General features: G+C 47.6%; 17 protein-coding genes. 11 read left to right on the top strand and 6 right to left on the bottom strand.

Features of this window, described 5'->3' with window-relative positions; genetic code table 11:
* The first annotated feature begins 352 nt into the window (after positions 1 to 352).
* From OH144_RS21360 to OH144_RS21350, 3 genes are all read left to right on the top strand, one after another.
* Positions 353 to 1,153 (top strand): histidine phosphatase family protein, encoded by an 801-nt coding sequence (locus tag OH144_RS21360; RefSeq protein ID WP_266206419.1) that lies wholly within the window; start codon positions 353 to 355, stop codon positions 1,151 to 1,153.
* A 587-nt stretch (positions 1,154 to 1,740) separates the two neighbouring features.
* Positions 1,741 to 2,964, top strand: a complete 1,224-nt coding sequence (locus tag OH144_RS21355; RefSeq protein ID WP_266206418.1) for an IS256 family transposase — start codon at positions 1,741 to 1,743, stop codon at positions 2,962 to 2,964.
* Positions 2,965 to 3,053: 89 nt separating this feature from the next.
* Entirely contained in the window at positions 3,054 to 3,548 is a 495-nt protein-coding gene (locus tag OH144_RS21350) for a MarR family winged helix-turn-helix transcriptional regulator (protein WP_106219173.1), read from the top strand.
* A 274-nt stretch (positions 3,549 to 3,822) separates the two neighbouring features.
* On the opposite strand, the gene OH144_RS21345 is transcribed toward OH144_RS21350, so the two are convergent.
* From OH144_RS21345 to OH144_RS21330, 4 genes are all read right to left on the bottom strand, one after another.
* Positions 3,823 to 4,263 (bottom strand): beta-barrel fold lipoprotein, encoded by a 441-nt coding sequence (locus OH144_RS21345; protein WP_266206417.1) that lies wholly within the window; start codon positions 4,261 to 4,263, stop codon positions 3,823 to 3,825.
* Positions 4,264 to 4,398: 135 nt separating this feature from the next.
* A complete protein-coding gene (locus OH144_RS21340; RefSeq protein WP_266206416.1) occupies positions 4,399 to 5,493 on the bottom strand; it encodes a DUF3991 domain-containing protein in 1,095 nt (364 codons plus the stop codon).
* A 7-nt stretch (positions 5,494 to 5,500) separates the two neighbouring features.
* Entirely contained in the window at positions 5,501 to 6,133 is a 633-nt protein-coding gene (locus OH144_RS21335) for a DUF4099 domain-containing protein (RefSeq protein ID WP_266206415.1), read from the bottom strand.
* 381 nt (positions 6,134 to 6,514) lie between these two features.
* The gene (locus OH144_RS21330) at positions 6,515 to 6,895 is read right to left on the bottom strand and encodes a hypothetical protein (protein WP_137761653.1); all 381 of its coding nucleotides are present in this window, start codon (positions 6,893 to 6,895) and stop codon (positions 6,515 to 6,517) included.
* Between the two features lie 106 nt (positions 6,896 to 7,001).
* On the opposite strand from OH144_RS21330, the gene OH144_RS21325 reads away from it, so the two are divergent.
* The 8 genes from OH144_RS21325 (at position 7,002) to OH144_RS21290 (ending at position 13,436) form a co-directional block, all read left to right on the top strand.
* On the top strand, positions 7,002 to 8,456 hold the full coding sequence (locus OH144_RS21325) for a tyrosine-type recombinase/integrase (protein ID WP_240773492.1): 1,455 nt from the start codon (positions 7,002 to 7,004) through the stop codon (positions 8,454 to 8,456).
* 163 nt (positions 8,457 to 8,619) lie between these two features.
* Positions 8,620 to 9,075 carry a hypothetical protein gene (locus OH144_RS21320; RefSeq protein WP_266206414.1) on the top strand — a complete coding sequence of 152 codons (456 nt, stop codon included), beginning with the start codon at positions 8,620 to 8,622 and terminating at the stop codon, positions 9,073 to 9,075.
* 71 nt (positions 9,076 to 9,146) lie between these two features.
* Complete coding sequence (locus OH144_RS21315) at positions 9,147 to 9,416, top strand: cytoplasmic protein (RefSeq protein ID WP_266206413.1); 270 nt, start codon at positions 9,147 to 9,149, stop codon at positions 9,414 to 9,416.
* A gap of 166 nt (positions 9,417 to 9,582) precedes the next feature.
* The gene (locus OH144_RS21310; RefSeq protein WP_266206412.1) at positions 9,583 to 9,870 is read left to right on the top strand and encodes a hypothetical protein; all 288 of its coding nucleotides are present in this window, start codon (positions 9,583 to 9,585) and stop codon (positions 9,868 to 9,870) included.
* Between the two features lie 334 nt (positions 9,871 to 10,204).
* The gene (locus OH144_RS21305; protein WP_266206411.1) at positions 10,205 to 11,560 is read left to right on the top strand and encodes an IS110 family RNA-guided transposase; all 1,356 of its coding nucleotides are present in this window, start codon (positions 10,205 to 10,207) and stop codon (positions 11,558 to 11,560) included.
* 28 nt (positions 11,561 to 11,588) lie between these two features.
* Entirely contained in the window at positions 11,589 to 12,026 is a 438-nt protein-coding gene (locus OH144_RS21300) for a DUF4279 domain-containing protein (RefSeq protein ID WP_266206410.1), read from the top strand.
* A 90-nt stretch (positions 12,027 to 12,116) separates the two neighbouring features.
* The gene (locus OH144_RS21295; RefSeq protein WP_266206409.1) at positions 12,117 to 12,806 is read left to right on the top strand and encodes a hypothetical protein; all 690 of its coding nucleotides are present in this window, start codon (positions 12,117 to 12,119) and stop codon (positions 12,804 to 12,806) included.
* A 93-nt stretch (positions 12,807 to 12,899) separates the two neighbouring features.
* Positions 12,900 to 13,436, top strand: a complete 537-nt coding sequence (locus OH144_RS21290) for a hypothetical protein (protein WP_266206408.1) — start codon at positions 12,900 to 12,902, stop codon at positions 13,434 to 13,436.
* Between the two features lie 79 nt (positions 13,437 to 13,515).
* On the opposite strand, the gene OH144_RS21285 is transcribed toward OH144_RS21290, so the two are convergent.
* Together OH144_RS21285 and OH144_RS21280 are read right to left on the bottom strand one after the other, a co-directional pair.
* Positions 13,516 to 13,866, bottom strand: coding sequence for a helix-turn-helix domain-containing protein (locus tag OH144_RS21285; RefSeq protein WP_137761655.1), 351 nt, complete (start codon positions 13,864 to 13,866; stop codon positions 13,516 to 13,518).
* Positions 13,863 to 15,830 carry a type IV secretory system conjugative DNA transfer family protein gene (locus tag OH144_RS21280; RefSeq protein WP_266206407.1) on the bottom strand — a complete coding sequence of 656 codons (1,968 nt, stop codon included), beginning with the start codon at positions 15,828 to 15,830 and terminating at the stop codon, positions 13,863 to 13,865. Before OH144_RS21280 ends, OH144_RS21285 begins: the two co-directional genes overlap by 4 nt.
* Positions 15,831 to 15,905 lie beyond the last annotated feature (75 nt).

The following is a 15,905-nucleotide window of genomic DNA, read 5'->3' as shown; positions in this document are numbered from 1 at the left end:
AGTAAGGGAACTAGGGACACCTGTTTCCGTTTAAAGAACGGCAGTCTTATGTTTGTGTTGATTGCGTTGATTGTGCCCCAAGGTCTTTATCTAAGGTCTTGGGGTTATTAACCTCATGCTCCTCCTCAACCATGCGTCTTGAGTAAGAGATGCGAAACATTGTTCATCCGGTTTCCCAAGCTTGGTATTGCCTGTCAGTAGTATAACTATCAAAGCCCATGTTCCTTACTGTCAACTAAAAAGAAGGCAACTTATTCTTAAACTTTTGGTGCAGCTAAGACCGCTCATAATGATGAACTTCCCATGACTATTTTAAGTTATAGCATTAGTACATCCTCTTACATAATGTGAAATGAATTCGATCAGGAAAGCAGCTTTGAGTTGCATATTAACCATCCTTGCCATTACTTCTGTAGCTGCAAAAGACAAGGATGATTTACATCAAACCATCAAGGCTATAGCGGCTAAGTTTGAAGCAATGGGTGTAGGCGCTTCGTATGTCACTGCCAAAGGGAAGCCGGTGGTGCAGCAGGTGTCGTTTCTGCAGGAAAAAGACCTGACGTTCCCTGTTAACGGCAACCTGCGTCAAATTGCTCTCATTCGACATGGCGAACCTGATTTGCGAAAGACGGGTAAGTTTTCTTATATGGAAGCCAGGAAGTTTGCAGTAGATTATGATAGTGTAGGCATAGTGACGCCAGATGCTCCTTTCTTTGAAATTCAGAACCCAAAAGAGGTGGCCGTATTCGCCAGTTCTATCAACAGGGCCAGAGCGACAGCACAATATGTGTTTGGGGCAGATAGCCAAATGACCGTCTCACCGGTTTTTAGAGAGTTTGAAACGGCCATGGGCGAGCATAGCCCTAGCTTACGCATGCCAATCAAATTCTGGACCACTGCTGCCCGCATCAAGTGGGTGTTGGGTATAGACCGGCAGGGGGCTGAAAGTTTCGCGGATGCCCGCCGACGGGCACAGGAGGCAGCCCAAATCCTGGTCAGTGCAAGCGCGGATAGGCCTAAAGTAGCACTTGTAGCCCATGGCTTGTTGAACCGCTATATTCAGGAGAACCTAGAAGACATGGGGTGGCATGTCGTGCGTGACGGGGGGAGTGGCTATCTGGGAACCACCATATTAGTAAAATTGGACAGCTAATCAGTGGTACGGGCCTTTCAGGCGGTGCTACTCCTAGGCCAGGCTGAATGCTAGTACATGATATACCTGTTGTGGCTCCACTTTTTCCTGTATTTATCTTCCACTCTTTGGTGCCGTTAGGCCAAAGGGAGTTTTGGCTGGCTCTATTCTTTCCCCTTTTCCAGACTTTATCATCTGTGCAGCCCCGCTTCTTCGTCAGCAGAGTGAGCAACACTGTCCGTGGCAATAAAGCGCCTATATGGCCATTCGTTCAAGGTAAGTCGCCAAATAGTCAATTATCGATGTGATGCAGTTGGAATTAGCTGCCAATTATAACTCTAAAAGTTAATTCAAAACTAATGCTTTACAATTATTGGCTTCTATGATAAATAAATATACTGTTTTATTAATAACAAGCATTAACTATTTAACATAAGGTAAATTATAAGACAATTTATATATAGGGATGTTATTCATAAATAATTTACCGTATGTTAGATAAGAGGGATGAGGTTGGAAATAGCAGACTTGTGAAGTTTCCCCCTAGCAAGAGGCTGTAAAATAAACTGTGTCAAAGGATTAGCAGTATTACCTTTAACACAGTCAACATGGAAGACAAAAACGAGCTGAATCTGGAGAAGATCAAGCGCCAGTTCCTGGATGAGTTCCGGAGCGGCAAACCCACCTTTGGCAAAGATGGCGCCTTAGGCCCCCTGTTAAAGCACTTTCTGGAGGCCGCCCTGGACGCGGAGATGGACCTACACCTATCGGATGAGCAACGCCAAAAGGGCAATAGGCGCAATGGCAAAGTATCCAAACAGGTGCGCACCTCGGACGGGGTGATTGATGTGGAATCATCCCGCGACCGCTCGGCAAGCTTTGAGCCGCAGATCATTCGAAAGCGGGAGACGGTGCTGGCCGAGAACCTGGAGCCCCGTATCCTGAGCATGTACGGTTTGGGGATGAGTTTGCGGGACATTTCGGCTCATCTCAAGGAAATGTACGGCATGGACATTTCCCATGATACCTTAGCCGCCCTCACCGAGAAGATCGTGCCCCAGGTCAAGGAGTGGCAGGCAAGGCCGCTGGACAGGCTCTACTGCATCGTCTGGCTGGACGCCATGCACTACAAGGTGCGGCAGGAGGGGCGTATTGTCAGCAAAGCCGTCTACAACATCCTGGGCATAGACCGCCATGGCCACAAAGAGCTGCTGGGCGTGTATGTATCAGAAAGTGAAGGAGCTACCTTATGGCTCTCAGTGCTCACCGACCTGCAGCAGCGGGGCGTTGCCGACATGCTCATTGCCTGCATCGACAACCTAAAAGGCTTTGCGGAAGCCATCAGCAGTGTCTTTCCACAAACTGAAGTGCAGAGTTGCATCGTGCATCAGATACGAAACAGCATCAAGTACGTCGGCTCCAAGGACCAGAAGGAGTTCCTGCGGGACTTAAAGCCGGTGTACCGGGCTGAGACAAAGGAACTGGCTGAACTGCGGCTATTGGAGTTGGAAGAGAAGTGGGGCAAAAAGTACCCCAAGGTGCTCGAGAGCTGGCAGCGGAACTGGGAGAGGCTCACTACGTACTTTAAGTACACCGAGCCGATTCGCCGCCTGGTCTACACCACCAACACGATAGAAGGCTTTCACCGCCAGGTGCGGAAGGTGACCAAGACCAAGGGGGCTTTCCCCTCTGACATGGCCCTGCTGAAGCTCATTTACCTCTCGCACCAGAACATCAGCCGGAAATGGGTCATGCCGCTAAGCAACTGGAGCCAGACAGCCCAGCAACTGGCCATCTGGTTCGGCGACAGGATGCAACTGGACTTGAAGTGAACCTTGACAAAAGGGAAATGATGACACAGTTTGAATTACACTCCCTCATTATTTTTTACTATACTTGGTAAACTCACCTGACTGCACTTATGAACTTAGAGAACCAATTAGGCGTCAAATCATTTCGGAATGAATGGCAGAAAGCCAGCATGAGTATTCTGTATACGTATGGCTTTCTTTCGAACAGCTACAACAGATTCTTTCAAAAGTATGGCCTGACGGGGCAGCAGTATAACGCCCTGCGCATCCTGCGCGACCAGTACCCCCGGCCCGTGTCCACTTCCTTCCTGCGCGAGAAGATGTTGGACAGGATGTCCGATGCCTCGCGGCTGGTAAGCCGTTTGCAAGGAAAGGGGCTGGTGGAGGTCACTACAAACATAGGAGATAAGCGCTTGGTCAATATCCTGATATCAGATAAGGGACAGAAAGCTTTGGGAGCTATTGATAAGGATTTGCACCAAGTGGATGCCATGATAGAGAGCCTTACTGAGGAAGAAGCTAAAGAATTGGCAGAGCTGCTTCACAAGGTAAGAGAGTCCCTAAGAGAGAGAGCTTGGGGGAACGCTTGCTGCAGAGCAGACTGACGTGCAAGAATAGCTCACCACTAGCAGGACCTTTTCCTACAGTCTTTTCTTGCCCTTAAAAGTGCCAACAGCGGCACCCCTCCAGGAGCCTGCAAACGGCCTTTCCCTTATAACAGCTATTATATAAATATTACTCTTTATATGTGCCAGTTAAGAGCAAAGCCTTCATGACATACTTACAACACGCTTTGTGTAGAAGAAATAATTAAGTCTATACTGTTTTGGCAATCTCTTTTACCAGATGGCGCAGCATGAACAGGATGAAAAGTGTCTACTATTTAGCCTTATAATTCAAGTATTCGTTCTTCTCCCCTGAAGCCTCATTGTAATTGAAGGTCTTCTCATCTATCTGCTTACCGTTCTTGTAAATAACAAAGCGCATCTGCATGGAAGCAGGGCCATCCTCTACAGCACTGAACTCATTGGCAGCGTGTACAGTAAGTTCCCTTACATTATCCGCTTCAAAGGAATAGGACGTTTCCGAAAGGTTCCCGTCAAATAACACGGCCGGCATAGCTTCGCTAGTACCCCTCACTTTGAAATCGCCACCTCCAATAGTAATAATCTTAATGAATTTCTCATAATCCCCAGACTGGCTGTAATCTACCCGATAGGTAGCAGTATCAGGCAGGACCGGGCCCTCGCCTTCGTCATCACAACCAGCAAAGAGTAGAACTATGCACAACAGAAGGGAGAAGAGAGATAGCTTTTTCATAGCCTAAAAACTAAATGGTTTATAGTTAGGTGAAAAATATTTTCTACAGAGACTTAATTAACCGTAACAGCCATGCGAAACACAGAAACTGCATTTCATCTCCTACAGTCTTTGACTGCTATACTAGATTCCAGATCATAACTTCACTTTCACAGGGGTACGATTCTCTTGGTTGTTTTTGGGATGTATGATGTCGTTATAGTCTTTATGGCCAAGGGGCTTATGCACCTGAAGTCCGGAACGAATACCGGAGTTCTTCTCAAAGGCAAAAAGGCTCAGCTTGTCTACGGGAATATCAAACTTTTTCTCATCCAAGTTGAAGGTGATACTGTCGGCATTCTTTGTAAAGGTGTAAGGCTTACCTGCTATCGCCGTGGCCAGATAGATATCATAGATCTTTCCCTGGTAATCATTATCGAAAATGGTATGCTTTTGGGCATGCAGCCATGCCTTCAGGGAAAGCTCCACCTGCATTCTCGACATCCCCCCGCCAAACGAGACGAACACTGAGTTGCTGAAGTCCCGCTTACCCTTCTCCAGCTGATAGAAGCTCATGGCATCTATAGGGTTCTCCGCAAAGTAGACATGGCGTGTAAGAACCGGATTCTGCGCAAAGTCGGCTACCCAGACACCGTGCTTGCGGTCGCTGCCCGCTGCCACGCCCTTAAAGCCATAATTACGCAGGTCGTAGCCTATCGTTTCGCTACTAGCTGGCCTTTGCAGTGGGAAAGCGATATTGGTATAGGCATTATCCTTCTCTGCGTCCCGCACCAGCCTAATGTAAGGCAGGAACAGCTGCACCGTCTCGCTAGAGAGACCTCGTTCCTTGATCAGGTAATGCAGCTTAAAAACAGAGGCCTCCGATTCGACAAACCTGCTTTTGTCAAAGGGCTTTGCTTCCGTAACATTGTAGATTGGAGCTTTGGGTTGAGAGGCATAGGCATACCTAGATAGCACCCTATTGATACCGTCGATCTCATTGCGAAAGCTTCCCTGGAAGCGGTGCAGCCGGTTGGCCACAAAATCTATCACCGACCCCTTGTCGTTGCTTCCATCCCGGTTGAAGTACATCTGCCGGGAGCTGTCGCCTGGGTTGTTGATAATGATTCTGTCTCCGTCAGGGTGCTTGAACTCAGGGCTCTTTCTCCCCTTCAAGGGATCAAACACATAGCCTAGCGATTCGGCGACCTGAATGATCGACACCTGCTCTCTGTATTCCTGAAAGGTCATAGGCAAGTTAACGTTTGATAGACACAACAGGGGTTTCCTTCACTGCCAAGGTGTGGCTTTCTTTTAGGGAGACCTGTCCCTCCACTATCTTTAGTCCTTTAGGATCATTCAGATCCAGGCGGGCCGAGATCAGCTGATCTTTTGCTTTGGAATAAAGCTCCAGGGTGCCGCCTTGCCGCAGGTGCTCTTTCTGATCAGTACTCAAAACTATATCCTTGATAGCACTAGGCACTTGGATATCACGTACCCTCACCCTTAGAATCTCGTTGGTCTCCTTATCCAGTTGGAAAACATACAACTCCTTCTCCCCATTAAGCGATTTAAATGGCTTTACCAGTAACTCCCCGTTTTGCAGTTTCTCCAACTCCTGCTTACTGGCGCCAATCTCGTTCTGTATCTCCCTCCGTATGGGGTGGATCAGCAGTGATAGGGTGTTGTCTGGATTCATCTTCAGGCTCAATTTTGCATCCACGGTAAGAGGTTCCAGACCGGCATCCTTGATAGTAAAGGTATGCAGGCTCGTGCGCCTGCCCGTCAGCAGGCTGACCAAATCGCCAGACTTCATGGAGAGCACGTCTTTTTTGCTCATCCCCAAACGCTCGAATTGACCATAAGGCAGGTCCTTTATATCAAAGTTCATAGTTTACTTATATCGTAGATATTGCTAAATAAATCTACGTAAAAATATTACACGAGTATAGATTTACGGATTATTTTTAATTATTTCAATTATATTATATATAATAATAAATAAAATACTTATAATTTATATAAACAGGATTGTTGTTACTCTTATTACCGTGCTTAGCAATTTGCTTATCCTAGAAAAAAGTCTATTCTATTAATTGTATCAGGGGTTATGGCTTTCCCCTATAGGAGATAGTGAGAAACGGCAACAGGAAACAAGAATGGTTGTGCCAACAAGAACCGCTTTACTTAACGTACCTAAATGCGTGTGTCGCCTCAGCTATAACCATGTTGCAGCAAAAAGCACATCCCAGTTGACATACCGACAGCGCTATCACCGACCCACATCCATGTAGGGCTGCCAATTCACGATCAATACCTTCTCCTCAGGCAGGAGCATATACCCATAGTCATAGCAGAGATAGTAGGTGTTTCCCTTCTGGGTGCGGTAGACCTGGGTCAGGTAGCGGAAATCAAAGCCTGCCAGCTCCAGGTACTGGCGGGGCAGGGTGGTCTTACCCTGCGGACTGAGCTGTTTGAGAATGCTGCGGTTCTTTCTTAATGCAGCATTGATTTGGAGAATCCTGCGTTCGTGTTGGTTCTGTACCTTGACCATATTGTTGGCCAGGTGTCTGCAGGGGTCAGAGCAGTAGCGCTTATCGCTCCTGCCTACAATGGCTGTTCCGCACTGGATGCATGTTCTGGCTTGGCTCATAACTTACCCGCGTTTGTACTCGCGTATATCCGTGTATACTCGCGTAATAACACGGCTACGGTTTTGAAAGGTTTTACCTTTGCCTTCAGTAACTGTCTCATTTGCCATGGCTTATCCCGATCAAAAACCTATTTTGTACCTTAACCCGCTGGAGCACGCGGGCAAAGCTATTATCCGCATCTGGCACAAGCCCAACCCCTTCCTCTCCAAACGACTGAAGGAGGCTGGCTGGATCAAGTACAGCAGGACCTACAAGTGCTTTGTGATGCACCGCAGCAGCCAGGCCATCGAGATGACGCACCAGCACTTCCAGGGGCTGGCCAAGGTGGACACAAGGTACCTGTTCCGGCCCAAGCGCCTGCGCCCGGCGGAAGGAACCGTTATCCTGCAACAAGATAAGCATGTGGCAGAGCCATTGGGAAAGGTGCCCGCACGCCCCGTCGTGCGCCTGCAGCCCCTGGAACACCAGGGCAGACCGTATGTACAGCTCAGTTATCTTTACAACAAGGAAATCCATACCTGCCTGAAGCAAAGCAAAGTGGCCAGGTGGCTGCACGACATGCAGTGCTTTGTCATCCGCACCGAAAGCAGCAGTCTGCACACGCTGCTAACCGAGGTAGAGCGAGTAGCCCAGGTGTGGCTGGCGCAGACCATGCAGGTGAAGGACATGGCCCTGCAGGCCCGGCTCTGGGAACAATGTTACCGGAAGGGCGACGGCTATATTGCCTGCCCGCTTCACTACGTGGAGAAGCTGTTCCTGCTCAATTACAGCCTCAGTACCATCCGCACCTACCACAGCCTGCTACTGCGCTTTCTGAATGCGCACAGGGATAGCGGGCTGGAGGGCATACATGCTTTCTCGGAAGAGGCCATCAACCACTACCACCGCCAGATGGTGCAGGCCGGCACCTATTCCGTATCGTTTGTGAACCAGTCCATCAATGCCGTGAAGTTCTACTACCAGCGCGTGCTGCTGCGGCACGAGGTGCAGCTGGGCCAGGTGGAGCGGCCCGAGAAGCCCGAGCGGCTGCCGCAGGTGCTCAGCAAGCAGGACGTGCTGAAAATCCTCTCTGTGACCGAGAACCTCAAGCACCGCTGCATGCTGCAGCTTTTGTATGCGGGTGGCCTGCGTATTGGCGAAGTGATCAACCTGAAACTTACGGACGTGCAGTCGGAGCGCAACCTGCTGCTGATCCGTGGCGGCAAAGGCAAGAAGGACCGCACCACGCTGCTCTCCCAAAAGCTGCTGGAAAGCCTGCGTGCTTATTACAAGCAGTACAGGCCCAGGGTGTGGCTCTTTGAGGGGCAGACGGGCGGGCAATATACGGTGGAGAGCATCCGCAGCGTGTTCCGGGCCAGCAAGGAGAAGGCAGGCGTGAAAGCACCCGCCACGCCACATACCCTGCGCCATTCTTTTGCCACTCACCTGCTAGAGCAAGGAACGGATTTAAGGTATATCCAGGTGCTGCTGGGACATCGGAGCAGCAAGACCACCGAGATCTACACCCACATCACCACCCATGCGCTGGATAAAATTGTCAGCCCGTTGGATAATCTCTAGCAATCACCTATATTAGCTTAACTATATAAACGCATGCGCACTACAGCCACAAGTATCAGATCCAGTAAGCAAAAGTGGACTCAAGCAGTGTTTAGCTACTACGTACATAGTGCAGATAAGCGTATGTTGTCGTATATACTATAGTTATGTATCATAAGTAATAATGAAAAAGGTTTTAATAGCTTTTTTAAGTTTTATCGCTCTCATATCTGTTACATCCTGCCAATCATATGTAATTAAGAAAAAGGGTTATTTGACACAGGAAAATAAGAGAATCACTTATAAGTTAAATCCACCAGATGGATACATAGACAAAATTGAGTCGCAGGCTCATGGTACGTCTTATGAGTTCAAATACGAGAACGACGGTTTATTTTATTTTTCTACTGAAGACTTTGGATGGAACTATGAAGAAGTTGCAAAGGCTGGAAAATTCATAATTGGTGGACCCAATAGAAATGAAATAAATTCTATCACTGGTAGTGAAGGAAATAAATATTGGAGAAAAGAAGAAGTAAAAGGCCTGTATTGGATAGGTTACCAAAATATACCCAAAGAAAGAAAAGATGAGTTTGATAAAGTTATCAATGATTTTATCTCAAAATATAACGGTACATAACCACACCTTTACGGTAGCTGTGCCACCGCAAAGCCAAGTACGTTACCTGTAAGAGAAAAGTATGAATGACGATGAAGTATAGTATAGACTTCTTATTAAAGGCACATAATCATTGTCATTCTCATAAAGTAGAAGTACTTGCCAGTGAAATGTGTGTATGCTTCTACTGTCAAAATACTTTTAGTCCTAATGAAATAAAGGAATGGTTTGAAGAAAGTGATGGTAGAGTGACAGCTGTTTGCCCAAAGTGCAACATAGATTCCGTTTTGGGTTCTAAATCTGGCTTGCCTCTTACGGATAAGGAATTTATAGACGAAATGACTGAATATTTCTTCTCTTAAAATTCTTCGTTTCATCTTGAACAACAAGAAAAAGAAAAACTCAATCAGGTAACAAAGCACAGGCACCATGTTCGGCTGATGCCGCACCCATTGCCTGTACGAGACCGTTGGCACATATTTCAAGTTATGAATGCTATCCAAGTAACCAATACGAATAACTAAAGCGATGAAAGAAGCACCAGACATAGTTGGTGGAGCAAAGGTTATACTTTATGCTTCTGTAGAAGGAAGAAGGGCTACGGGAAAAACTGTACACATCCATATCGGAAAAACAGTAAACCCCACTGTTGGACTTGCTATCTGTAAATATGATAATGAAGAAGGATTTTACCTGTTCGGTTGTGATTCAAGTTGGGAATCTGTAACCGATACATGGCATGAAACTATAGATGACGCAATAGACCAGGCAGAATGGGAGTATGAAGATTTGGCTGGAGCTTGGGTGGAGAAATAAAAGAAAAACATGTGCCAACACAATGCATGCTCAACCTTCGCTACGCTTCAGGCTCCGCATGCACCCGTCCGTTGTATGGTATTCCCCCCATATTAACTATTGATTTCTCCCGCTAACGTTGCTGCGTATCTATTTTGTATCCCTTGCAAGACCGGTTTCTAATTGACGCTTTAAAGCTCGGGTGGCATTCTGGTTGGAATGTAGAGAGCCCTTCTACTGAGGAGGGCTTTGAGGTGATTTCAGTGGCGGCTCCCTCGGGAGACCCCGATCAGGATACTTTCAAGACCTAGCGTACATTCCCCTGGGATCGTTTTTCACTTTATTCTTTACCACTATGAAAAAGAGAAACACGCCTATGGAGATTGTCAACCAACATGCTGCCGGCATCGACGTGGGCAGCCGCTCGCACTTTGTGGCTGTGGGCCAGGGAGCGGATCAGGTGCGGGAGTTCGGCGTTTATGAGGACGAGGTGCGGGAACTTACCCAGTGGCTCCTTTCCTGCCACATCTCCACCGTGGCCATGGAGAGCACGGGTACTTACTGGCAGAGCCTGTTCACGGCCCTGCAGCAGGCAGGCCTGGAGGTATTGCTCTGCAACGGCAAGTTCACCAAGAACATCAAGGGGCGCAAAACCGACGTGCAGGACTGCCAGTGGATTCAGCGCCTGCACGCGCTGGGGCTGCTCTCGGGCAGCTTTTTGCCTGACCAGGCCACCGAGGAGCTCAGGACCTACTGCCGCCACCGCGCCTCGCTGCTGGAGACGGCCGCCGTCACTACCCAGAAGATGCAGAAGTACCTGCGCCTGCTGAACCTGCGGCTCGACGTGGTCGTGCGCGACATCACCGGCCAGACGGGCATGGCCATCATCGAGGCCGTTTGCCAGGGGGAAACCAATCCCGAAAAGCTGGCCTGCTTCCGGCATGGCAACTGCCGAAAATCGAAAGAAGAAATCGCCCTGGCCCTGCGCGGCAACGGCCGCCGTGAGCTGCTCTTTACCCTTGCCCAGGAGCTGGATATGTACAAGATGCTGCAGGATAAGATTGCGGCTTGTGACGCGGCCATCGAGCAGCTGCTTAGAGAGCAGATTGGAGCAGATAAAGAGAGGCGGGAGCTGAGAACAGACCCTAAACCCTACAAGCGGGTCAACAAGAATGCCCCGCAGCAGATGGATCTCAACCAGTTGGCCTACCAGTACTACGGTGGGGTGGACCTGCTCCGAATCGAGGGGGTGAGCCATGCGACGGTGATGGCGCTGATGAGCGAGGTGGGTGCCGAAGGCATCCGCAAGTTTCCCACGGCCAAGCAGTTCACCAACTGGCTCAAGCTCTGCCCCAACACGAAGGTGAGCGGGGGCAGGGTGCTCAGCTCCCACATTCCCAAGGGCAGCAACCGGTTGAAAATCGCCCTGCGGAACGCGGCCAATGTCATCGGCAACCTGCGTGAGACGCACCTGTCGGACTTCTTTAAAAGAGTGGCCTTCCGCAAGGGCAGGCAGGCGGCCGTGAGCGCCACGGCCCGCAAGCTGGCGGTGATCATCTGGCACATGCTCACTTACCGCGTGCCCTACAACCCGCCCACGCAATACCTGTTCCTCGACGAGAAGAGAAAGCTCAAGCTGGTGCAGCGGATAAAGAAAAACATCGCTAAATTAGACCTCAAGCCTGAAGAACTGGGCTTTGCAACGGCCTGAGAAATAAACGTTAGTCAGGATTAAAAGCATGAATAACACTCTCTCAAAATCCTACGTCTATTTTGCTCTTCATGGTGATGACTTTGAACCAAATGAAGTCACCAGAGCACTTGGAATAGAACCAACAGACTCTTGGAAAAAGGGAGACAAAGGGCAGTACATTGCTAATCAGAAATATGCCTGTTGGAAGTGGTCAACTGGAAAAGGAAAAGAAGCCATATTCATAGACAACCTTGTAGATGAATTGGTAGAGAAACTGAAAGACAAAGTTGGACTCATCAATAAGCTAAAAGAAAAATACCAGCTGACTTCTGTACTTGAAATTGTGATGTACATTGATGTCAATCCAGAAGAGTCAACGCCTGCTTTAGGACATGACTTAAAAACTATAGAATTTCTTTATCAGACGCAGACTGCTACTGATGTAGATATTTATAGATACGATTCGGCAGAAACTGAAGAATAACAACCATACAACAAAGTATAGCAGTACTGCTGCGGCTACGCCTTGCAATCTGCTATACCAGCACGTTAGCCAAAAGTGAAACCATAGAAAATGATAAGAACTGTTTTCATTCTGGTAGTTTTTATACTGGTGTCCTGTAAAGCAACAGACAGTAGTCAAGGCGACTATTCTCAGCTCGCAGACAAGAAGCCGATTCGTCTGTTGCAGATTGATACCACTGCCAACCAGTTTATCTATGAAAACAGCAAGGCGTTGATCTTTATTCCTCTTTCAGTTTTACAATCTTATATTGTCGAGAACCTTTCCGACAAGGACTTATGCCAAGAGAAAAAGAATGACCTCAGTAAACTGAACAAGCAAATACGAACAATAGAAGGAAATGCCGATCTATTTAATATAGAACATCTTCCTGCTCCAGACTATCACAAGGATATGGGGCGGAGATACTATAAAGAATACAAAAGGCAGTTTATAGAGCCTTATGGCTATGCGCCAGTTTCTAAAATTTCAGAGCCAAATGTAAAAGCAAATGAAAGTTACAGGTGGATCGTCAGCGATCTACTGCTGTTGGGTAAGGCAAGCGTATTCAACAAAGCGGAGAGCAAGTTTGAAGAAAGTATTGTATATGAGAATGTGATACTCGAGGACGGTCTTAGAATAGAATCTCTTCTTTTTAAAGAAGGCAGGCAATTCTTCTTAGTAAAAGCCGAATCTCATATTGCGTGGCCTGACTTTGATTGTCTGGACTCTCTTGAAATGAGGAACTACGGTTCAAGATAAAACACATTTGGCTAACCACGCCTATAATTTAGCTTCGCCACATTATAGGCCAGTACGTTAGCAAAGAATAAAATCATCAGAAAACCCTAAAATATGAAAACACTAACTCTATCCCTCTTTATCCTAATAGTCCTTATCTCCTTTTCATCCTGTAAAAAGAAAGACGCTAATCCCAGAGAAGAACTTCCAGCAGATACTATGGAAGGCAAGAACACTTTCGGTGCTATGGTGAACGGAAAGGTGTGGTTGCCAAAGGGCAGACCCAGTACGTTCCAGTCAAATTTTAATGTTATTTACGACCCTGCTTATAAAGGTGGCACTTTAAATATAGCAGCCTACAGGGAAACCAAAGAAAGTCCTGCAGAGTACGATTATCTTGTTATAGCTATGGCTCAAGTTGATAAAGCAGGAGTTTATACATTTGATAATGCTGAGATAAGCGGAGTAAGCTTCTATAACGAATACTGCGATTACGACAAGAGTCCTGAAGTATCCCGCAGCGGCACACTTGAAGTTACTAAACTTGATTTAGAAAATGGTATCATCGCAGGGAAGTTCTCATTTACACTGTCCAAGACTGGATGTGAAGTTATTAAAGTTACCGAAGGCAGGTTTGATGGGAAACTGTAGAATACCAAAGAATATCTCTTGCTAACACTGCACAGGCTCTATACTCGGCTGCGCCTCGCTCGCAGCCTGTACTAACACGTTAAGGGGTATCAAGCAAACGTATCACCTCCTCAATCTGCGTGGAAAACTCACTTTGAGCCAGCTTCAGCTTTTCAACAGCAATGCTGTTGATGCTGTGGCTGTTGGATAGCTTCTCGTGCTTTTCCAGGATGTCAAAGTTGTCGGAAAAAAGAAGGTCCACGTGAAAGTGCTTGCTGTAGAAGCTGAACAGAAGTAAAAGCAGTTCGATCGTCCCTCCCACCCCGTTCTCCAGCCGGGATATCTGGTTCTGGTTCACCCCCATGGACTCTGCCAGGCTCTCCTGCGATAAATCAAGCCGCTTTCGCAGCAGCTTTAGCCTTTGGCCTAACTCCTGTATGCTCACGCTCATACCTGTAACGCTGTGATTAGTGTCTTAACCTCATTTCTAACTTTATTGTAGTTTGCTCTCAGGATTTGGTCTTTTTGGTCGGGGGTACCAAAGTTATAAAATTTTGGCAGGTCAAGATACTGCTTTTCTTCCTGTTGTATGTTATCAAGGTCGAGATTAATTTTACAGTGGTAGGTACTGGCAACATACTTCCCGCTATACTCTTCGCTATCGGAAGCCACCTGTCCTACCAGCTCACCCGCCTGCAAATTGGCTATTTTGGATGCCGGAATGAGCGGCCCCATTTCCTCGTTCATGTTGACGGAGGTACGGTTACGGTCCACACTAAGCCCCTCCTTTAGCTGCCTCACCCTACCAAACAGTTTTTCCAGCCAGTCAAGCGTTTCTTTATTACGAGCAGAGCCCGAGAGTACATTGGCCGCTACAGAGCAAATGGTGTCGGCTGTTTCCCTGCCATACTGCTGCCGCAGCTGCGGAAGTTCCTGCAGGCCCAGCAGCACAGCTATCTTGTTGCTCCTTGCAGTAGCGATCAGGTTCTCCACCCGGTGTATGTAAAGCGTAGGAGACTCATCCACGATCAGCCCACATGGCAAGTTCCCCTTTGTATTGATCAGGCGTGTCATGCGATTGAGGATAAGCGCGTTGCAGGCGCTGTTAATGCTCTGTGTGGCCGGGTCATTTGCAATCACCAAAACAGAAGGGTTTTCCGGGTCCGTTATCTTTAAATTAAAGTCGTCTCCTGATAGTACCCAGAATGTTTCTTTTGTGGCCAGCCGGCCAATATTAATCTTTAAGGTGCCAATCTGCCCTTCCAGCTGCTCAAAGGCTCTGTTCTTATAGGCTGTGGCAAAAGGCGAAAGCAGACTCTCCAGCTCAGGTTCGGAAAAGAGCACCTCGAAAATCTGATCATAGCTAAGGTTGATGAAGGAAAGTACATGCGGAAACGAAGAATACCGCCCCCCTTCGTGGCGGCTCAGAAAGTAGATGCAGCTGGCTAGGAAATTAACGGCTGACTGGTTGAAGAATTGTGCAGTCCCTGAGTCCCTGTCTCCTTTCCGCAGCGCCTCCAGCAGCGCCTCAGCCGTTTCGGTGGCATCAGCCAGGGTAGGCAGGTACTCCGGCTTTAAAGGATTAAACCTCCTGCTGTGCTCTACACTGTTAAAGTTGATGACATGGAACCTGTGGTTTTTCAATGCCCCTCTCTTTTTATTGACCAGATAATGGTAATAAGTCGTTCTGGCCAGGTCTGGAAACTTGAAATCGTAGACCATCATAGAGAAGCCTTTCCCCAGAAGCTGCTTGATAAAAGGCAACACCACCGAGAAAGACTTTCCAGAGCCAGGCGTACCGATCAGCAGTGTTGCCCGAAAGGGATTTACCACATTAAGCCACCCGCGCTGTATTCGCTTTTGGTAATAGTAAAGCATTGGGATATTCACCGAGTAAGGCGTATGCACCGGTTTCCTGGACTGCTCAAAGGACTCATTCTCCACGTTAAATTTGTCCTTCATCAATCGGTGCTGTATATGCTTGGAGATATTATCCAAGGCTATATGAATCATCATCGCACCTAAGAAGGAGAGCAGGATGTAAGCCGCATCAGACAGGGACACATCCCAGAAAAGAATACGGCTGCTTTCAAAGAAATAAAAGAAACCCGAGCCAAAGAAAAAGGCGCAGCCGATGAGCAAGGGAAGGAAGATATGCCAGAGCGGGTCAAGGTTCAGGTTCTTCCTGGCCTTTGTGCCAATGCTCACGATCAGAATCAACCCGAAAGTAAAAGCTTTGGAGAAGTAGATGTGCTCATAAATAGCCATGCGCTTTACCTTGCGCAGTACAGGCTGCAGCTCATACATACTGCCCGAATCCATAAAGAGGAAAACAGCTACCTCTACCACAATTGTGAAGTAGATAAGCCCCTGCAGGAAGGAGTAAAGTTTTTTGATTTCGCTGGATTCTTCCATATCGTTACTGACAAAGGTTATCCAATATTATCAGATAGATGTGAGGGAAAGTCTTAGCAGAATTTCTTTCCTGTG

Origin of the sequence: Pontibacter kalidii, assembly GCF_026278245.1 — a bacterium.
In the GTDB taxonomy this organism is placed as follows: domain Bacteria; phylum Bacteroidota; class Bacteroidia; order Cytophagales; family Hymenobacteraceae; genus Pontibacter; species Pontibacter kalidii.
This window is presented reverse-complemented; position numbering and strand designations above follow the sequence as displayed.

Excerpts from the sequence above, each read along its gene's own strand:
- OH144_RS21360 (WP_266206419.1), top strand. The coding sequence starts at position 353 with ATGAATTCGATCAGGAAAGCAGCTTTGAGTTGCATATTAACCATCCTT.
- OH144_RS21355 (WP_266206418.1), top strand. The coding sequence starts at position 1,741 with ATGGAAGACAAAAACGAGCTGAATCTGGAGAAGATCAAGCGCCAGTTC.
- OH144_RS21350 (WP_106219173.1), top strand. The coding sequence starts at position 3,054 with ATGAACTTAGAGAACCAATTAGGCGTCAAATCATTTCGGAATGAATGG.
- OH144_RS21345 (WP_266206417.1), bottom strand. The coding sequence starts at position 4,263 with ATGAAAAAGCTATCTCTCTTCTCCCTTCTGTTGTGCATAGTTCTACTC.
- OH144_RS21340 (WP_266206416.1), bottom strand. The coding sequence starts at position 5,493 with ATGACCTTTCAGGAATACAGAGAGCAGGTGTCGATCATTCAGGTCGCC.
- OH144_RS21335 (WP_266206415.1), bottom strand. The coding sequence starts at position 6,133 with ATGAACTTTGATATAAAGGACCTGCCTTATGGTCAATTCGAGCGTTTG.
- OH144_RS21330 (WP_137761653.1), bottom strand. The coding sequence starts at position 6,895 with ATGAGCCAAGCCAGAACATGCATCCAGTGCGGAACAGCCATTGTAGGC.
- OH144_RS21325 (WP_240773492.1), top strand. The coding sequence starts at position 7,002 with ATGGCTTATCCCGATCAAAAACCTATTTTGTACCTTAACCCGCTGGAG.
- OH144_RS21320 (WP_266206414.1), top strand. The coding sequence starts at position 8,620 with ATGAAAAAGGTTTTAATAGCTTTTTTAAGTTTTATCGCTCTCATATCT.
- OH144_RS21315 (WP_266206413.1), top strand. The coding sequence starts at position 9,147 with ATGAAGTATAGTATAGACTTCTTATTAAAGGCACATAATCATTGTCAT.
- OH144_RS21310 (WP_266206412.1), top strand. The coding sequence starts at position 9,583 with ATGAAAGAAGCACCAGACATAGTTGGTGGAGCAAAGGTTATACTTTAT.
- OH144_RS21305 (WP_266206411.1), top strand. The coding sequence starts at position 10,205 with ATGAAAAAGAGAAACACGCCTATGGAGATTGTCAACCAACATGCTGCC.
- OH144_RS21300 (WP_266206410.1), top strand. The coding sequence starts at position 11,589 with ATGAATAACACTCTCTCAAAATCCTACGTCTATTTTGCTCTTCATGGT.
- OH144_RS21295 (WP_266206409.1), top strand. The coding sequence starts at position 12,117 with ATGATAAGAACTGTTTTCATTCTGGTAGTTTTTATACTGGTGTCCTGT.
- OH144_RS21290 (WP_266206408.1), top strand. The coding sequence starts at position 12,900 with ATGAAAACACTAACTCTATCCCTCTTTATCCTAATAGTCCTTATCTCC.
- OH144_RS21285 (WP_137761655.1), bottom strand. The coding sequence starts at position 13,866 with ATGAGCGTGAGCATACAGGAGTTAGGCCAAAGGCTAAAGCTGCTGCGA.
- OH144_RS21280 (WP_266206407.1), bottom strand. The coding sequence starts at position 15,830 with ATGGAAGAATCCAGCGAAATCAAAAAACTTTACTCCTTCCTGCAGGGG.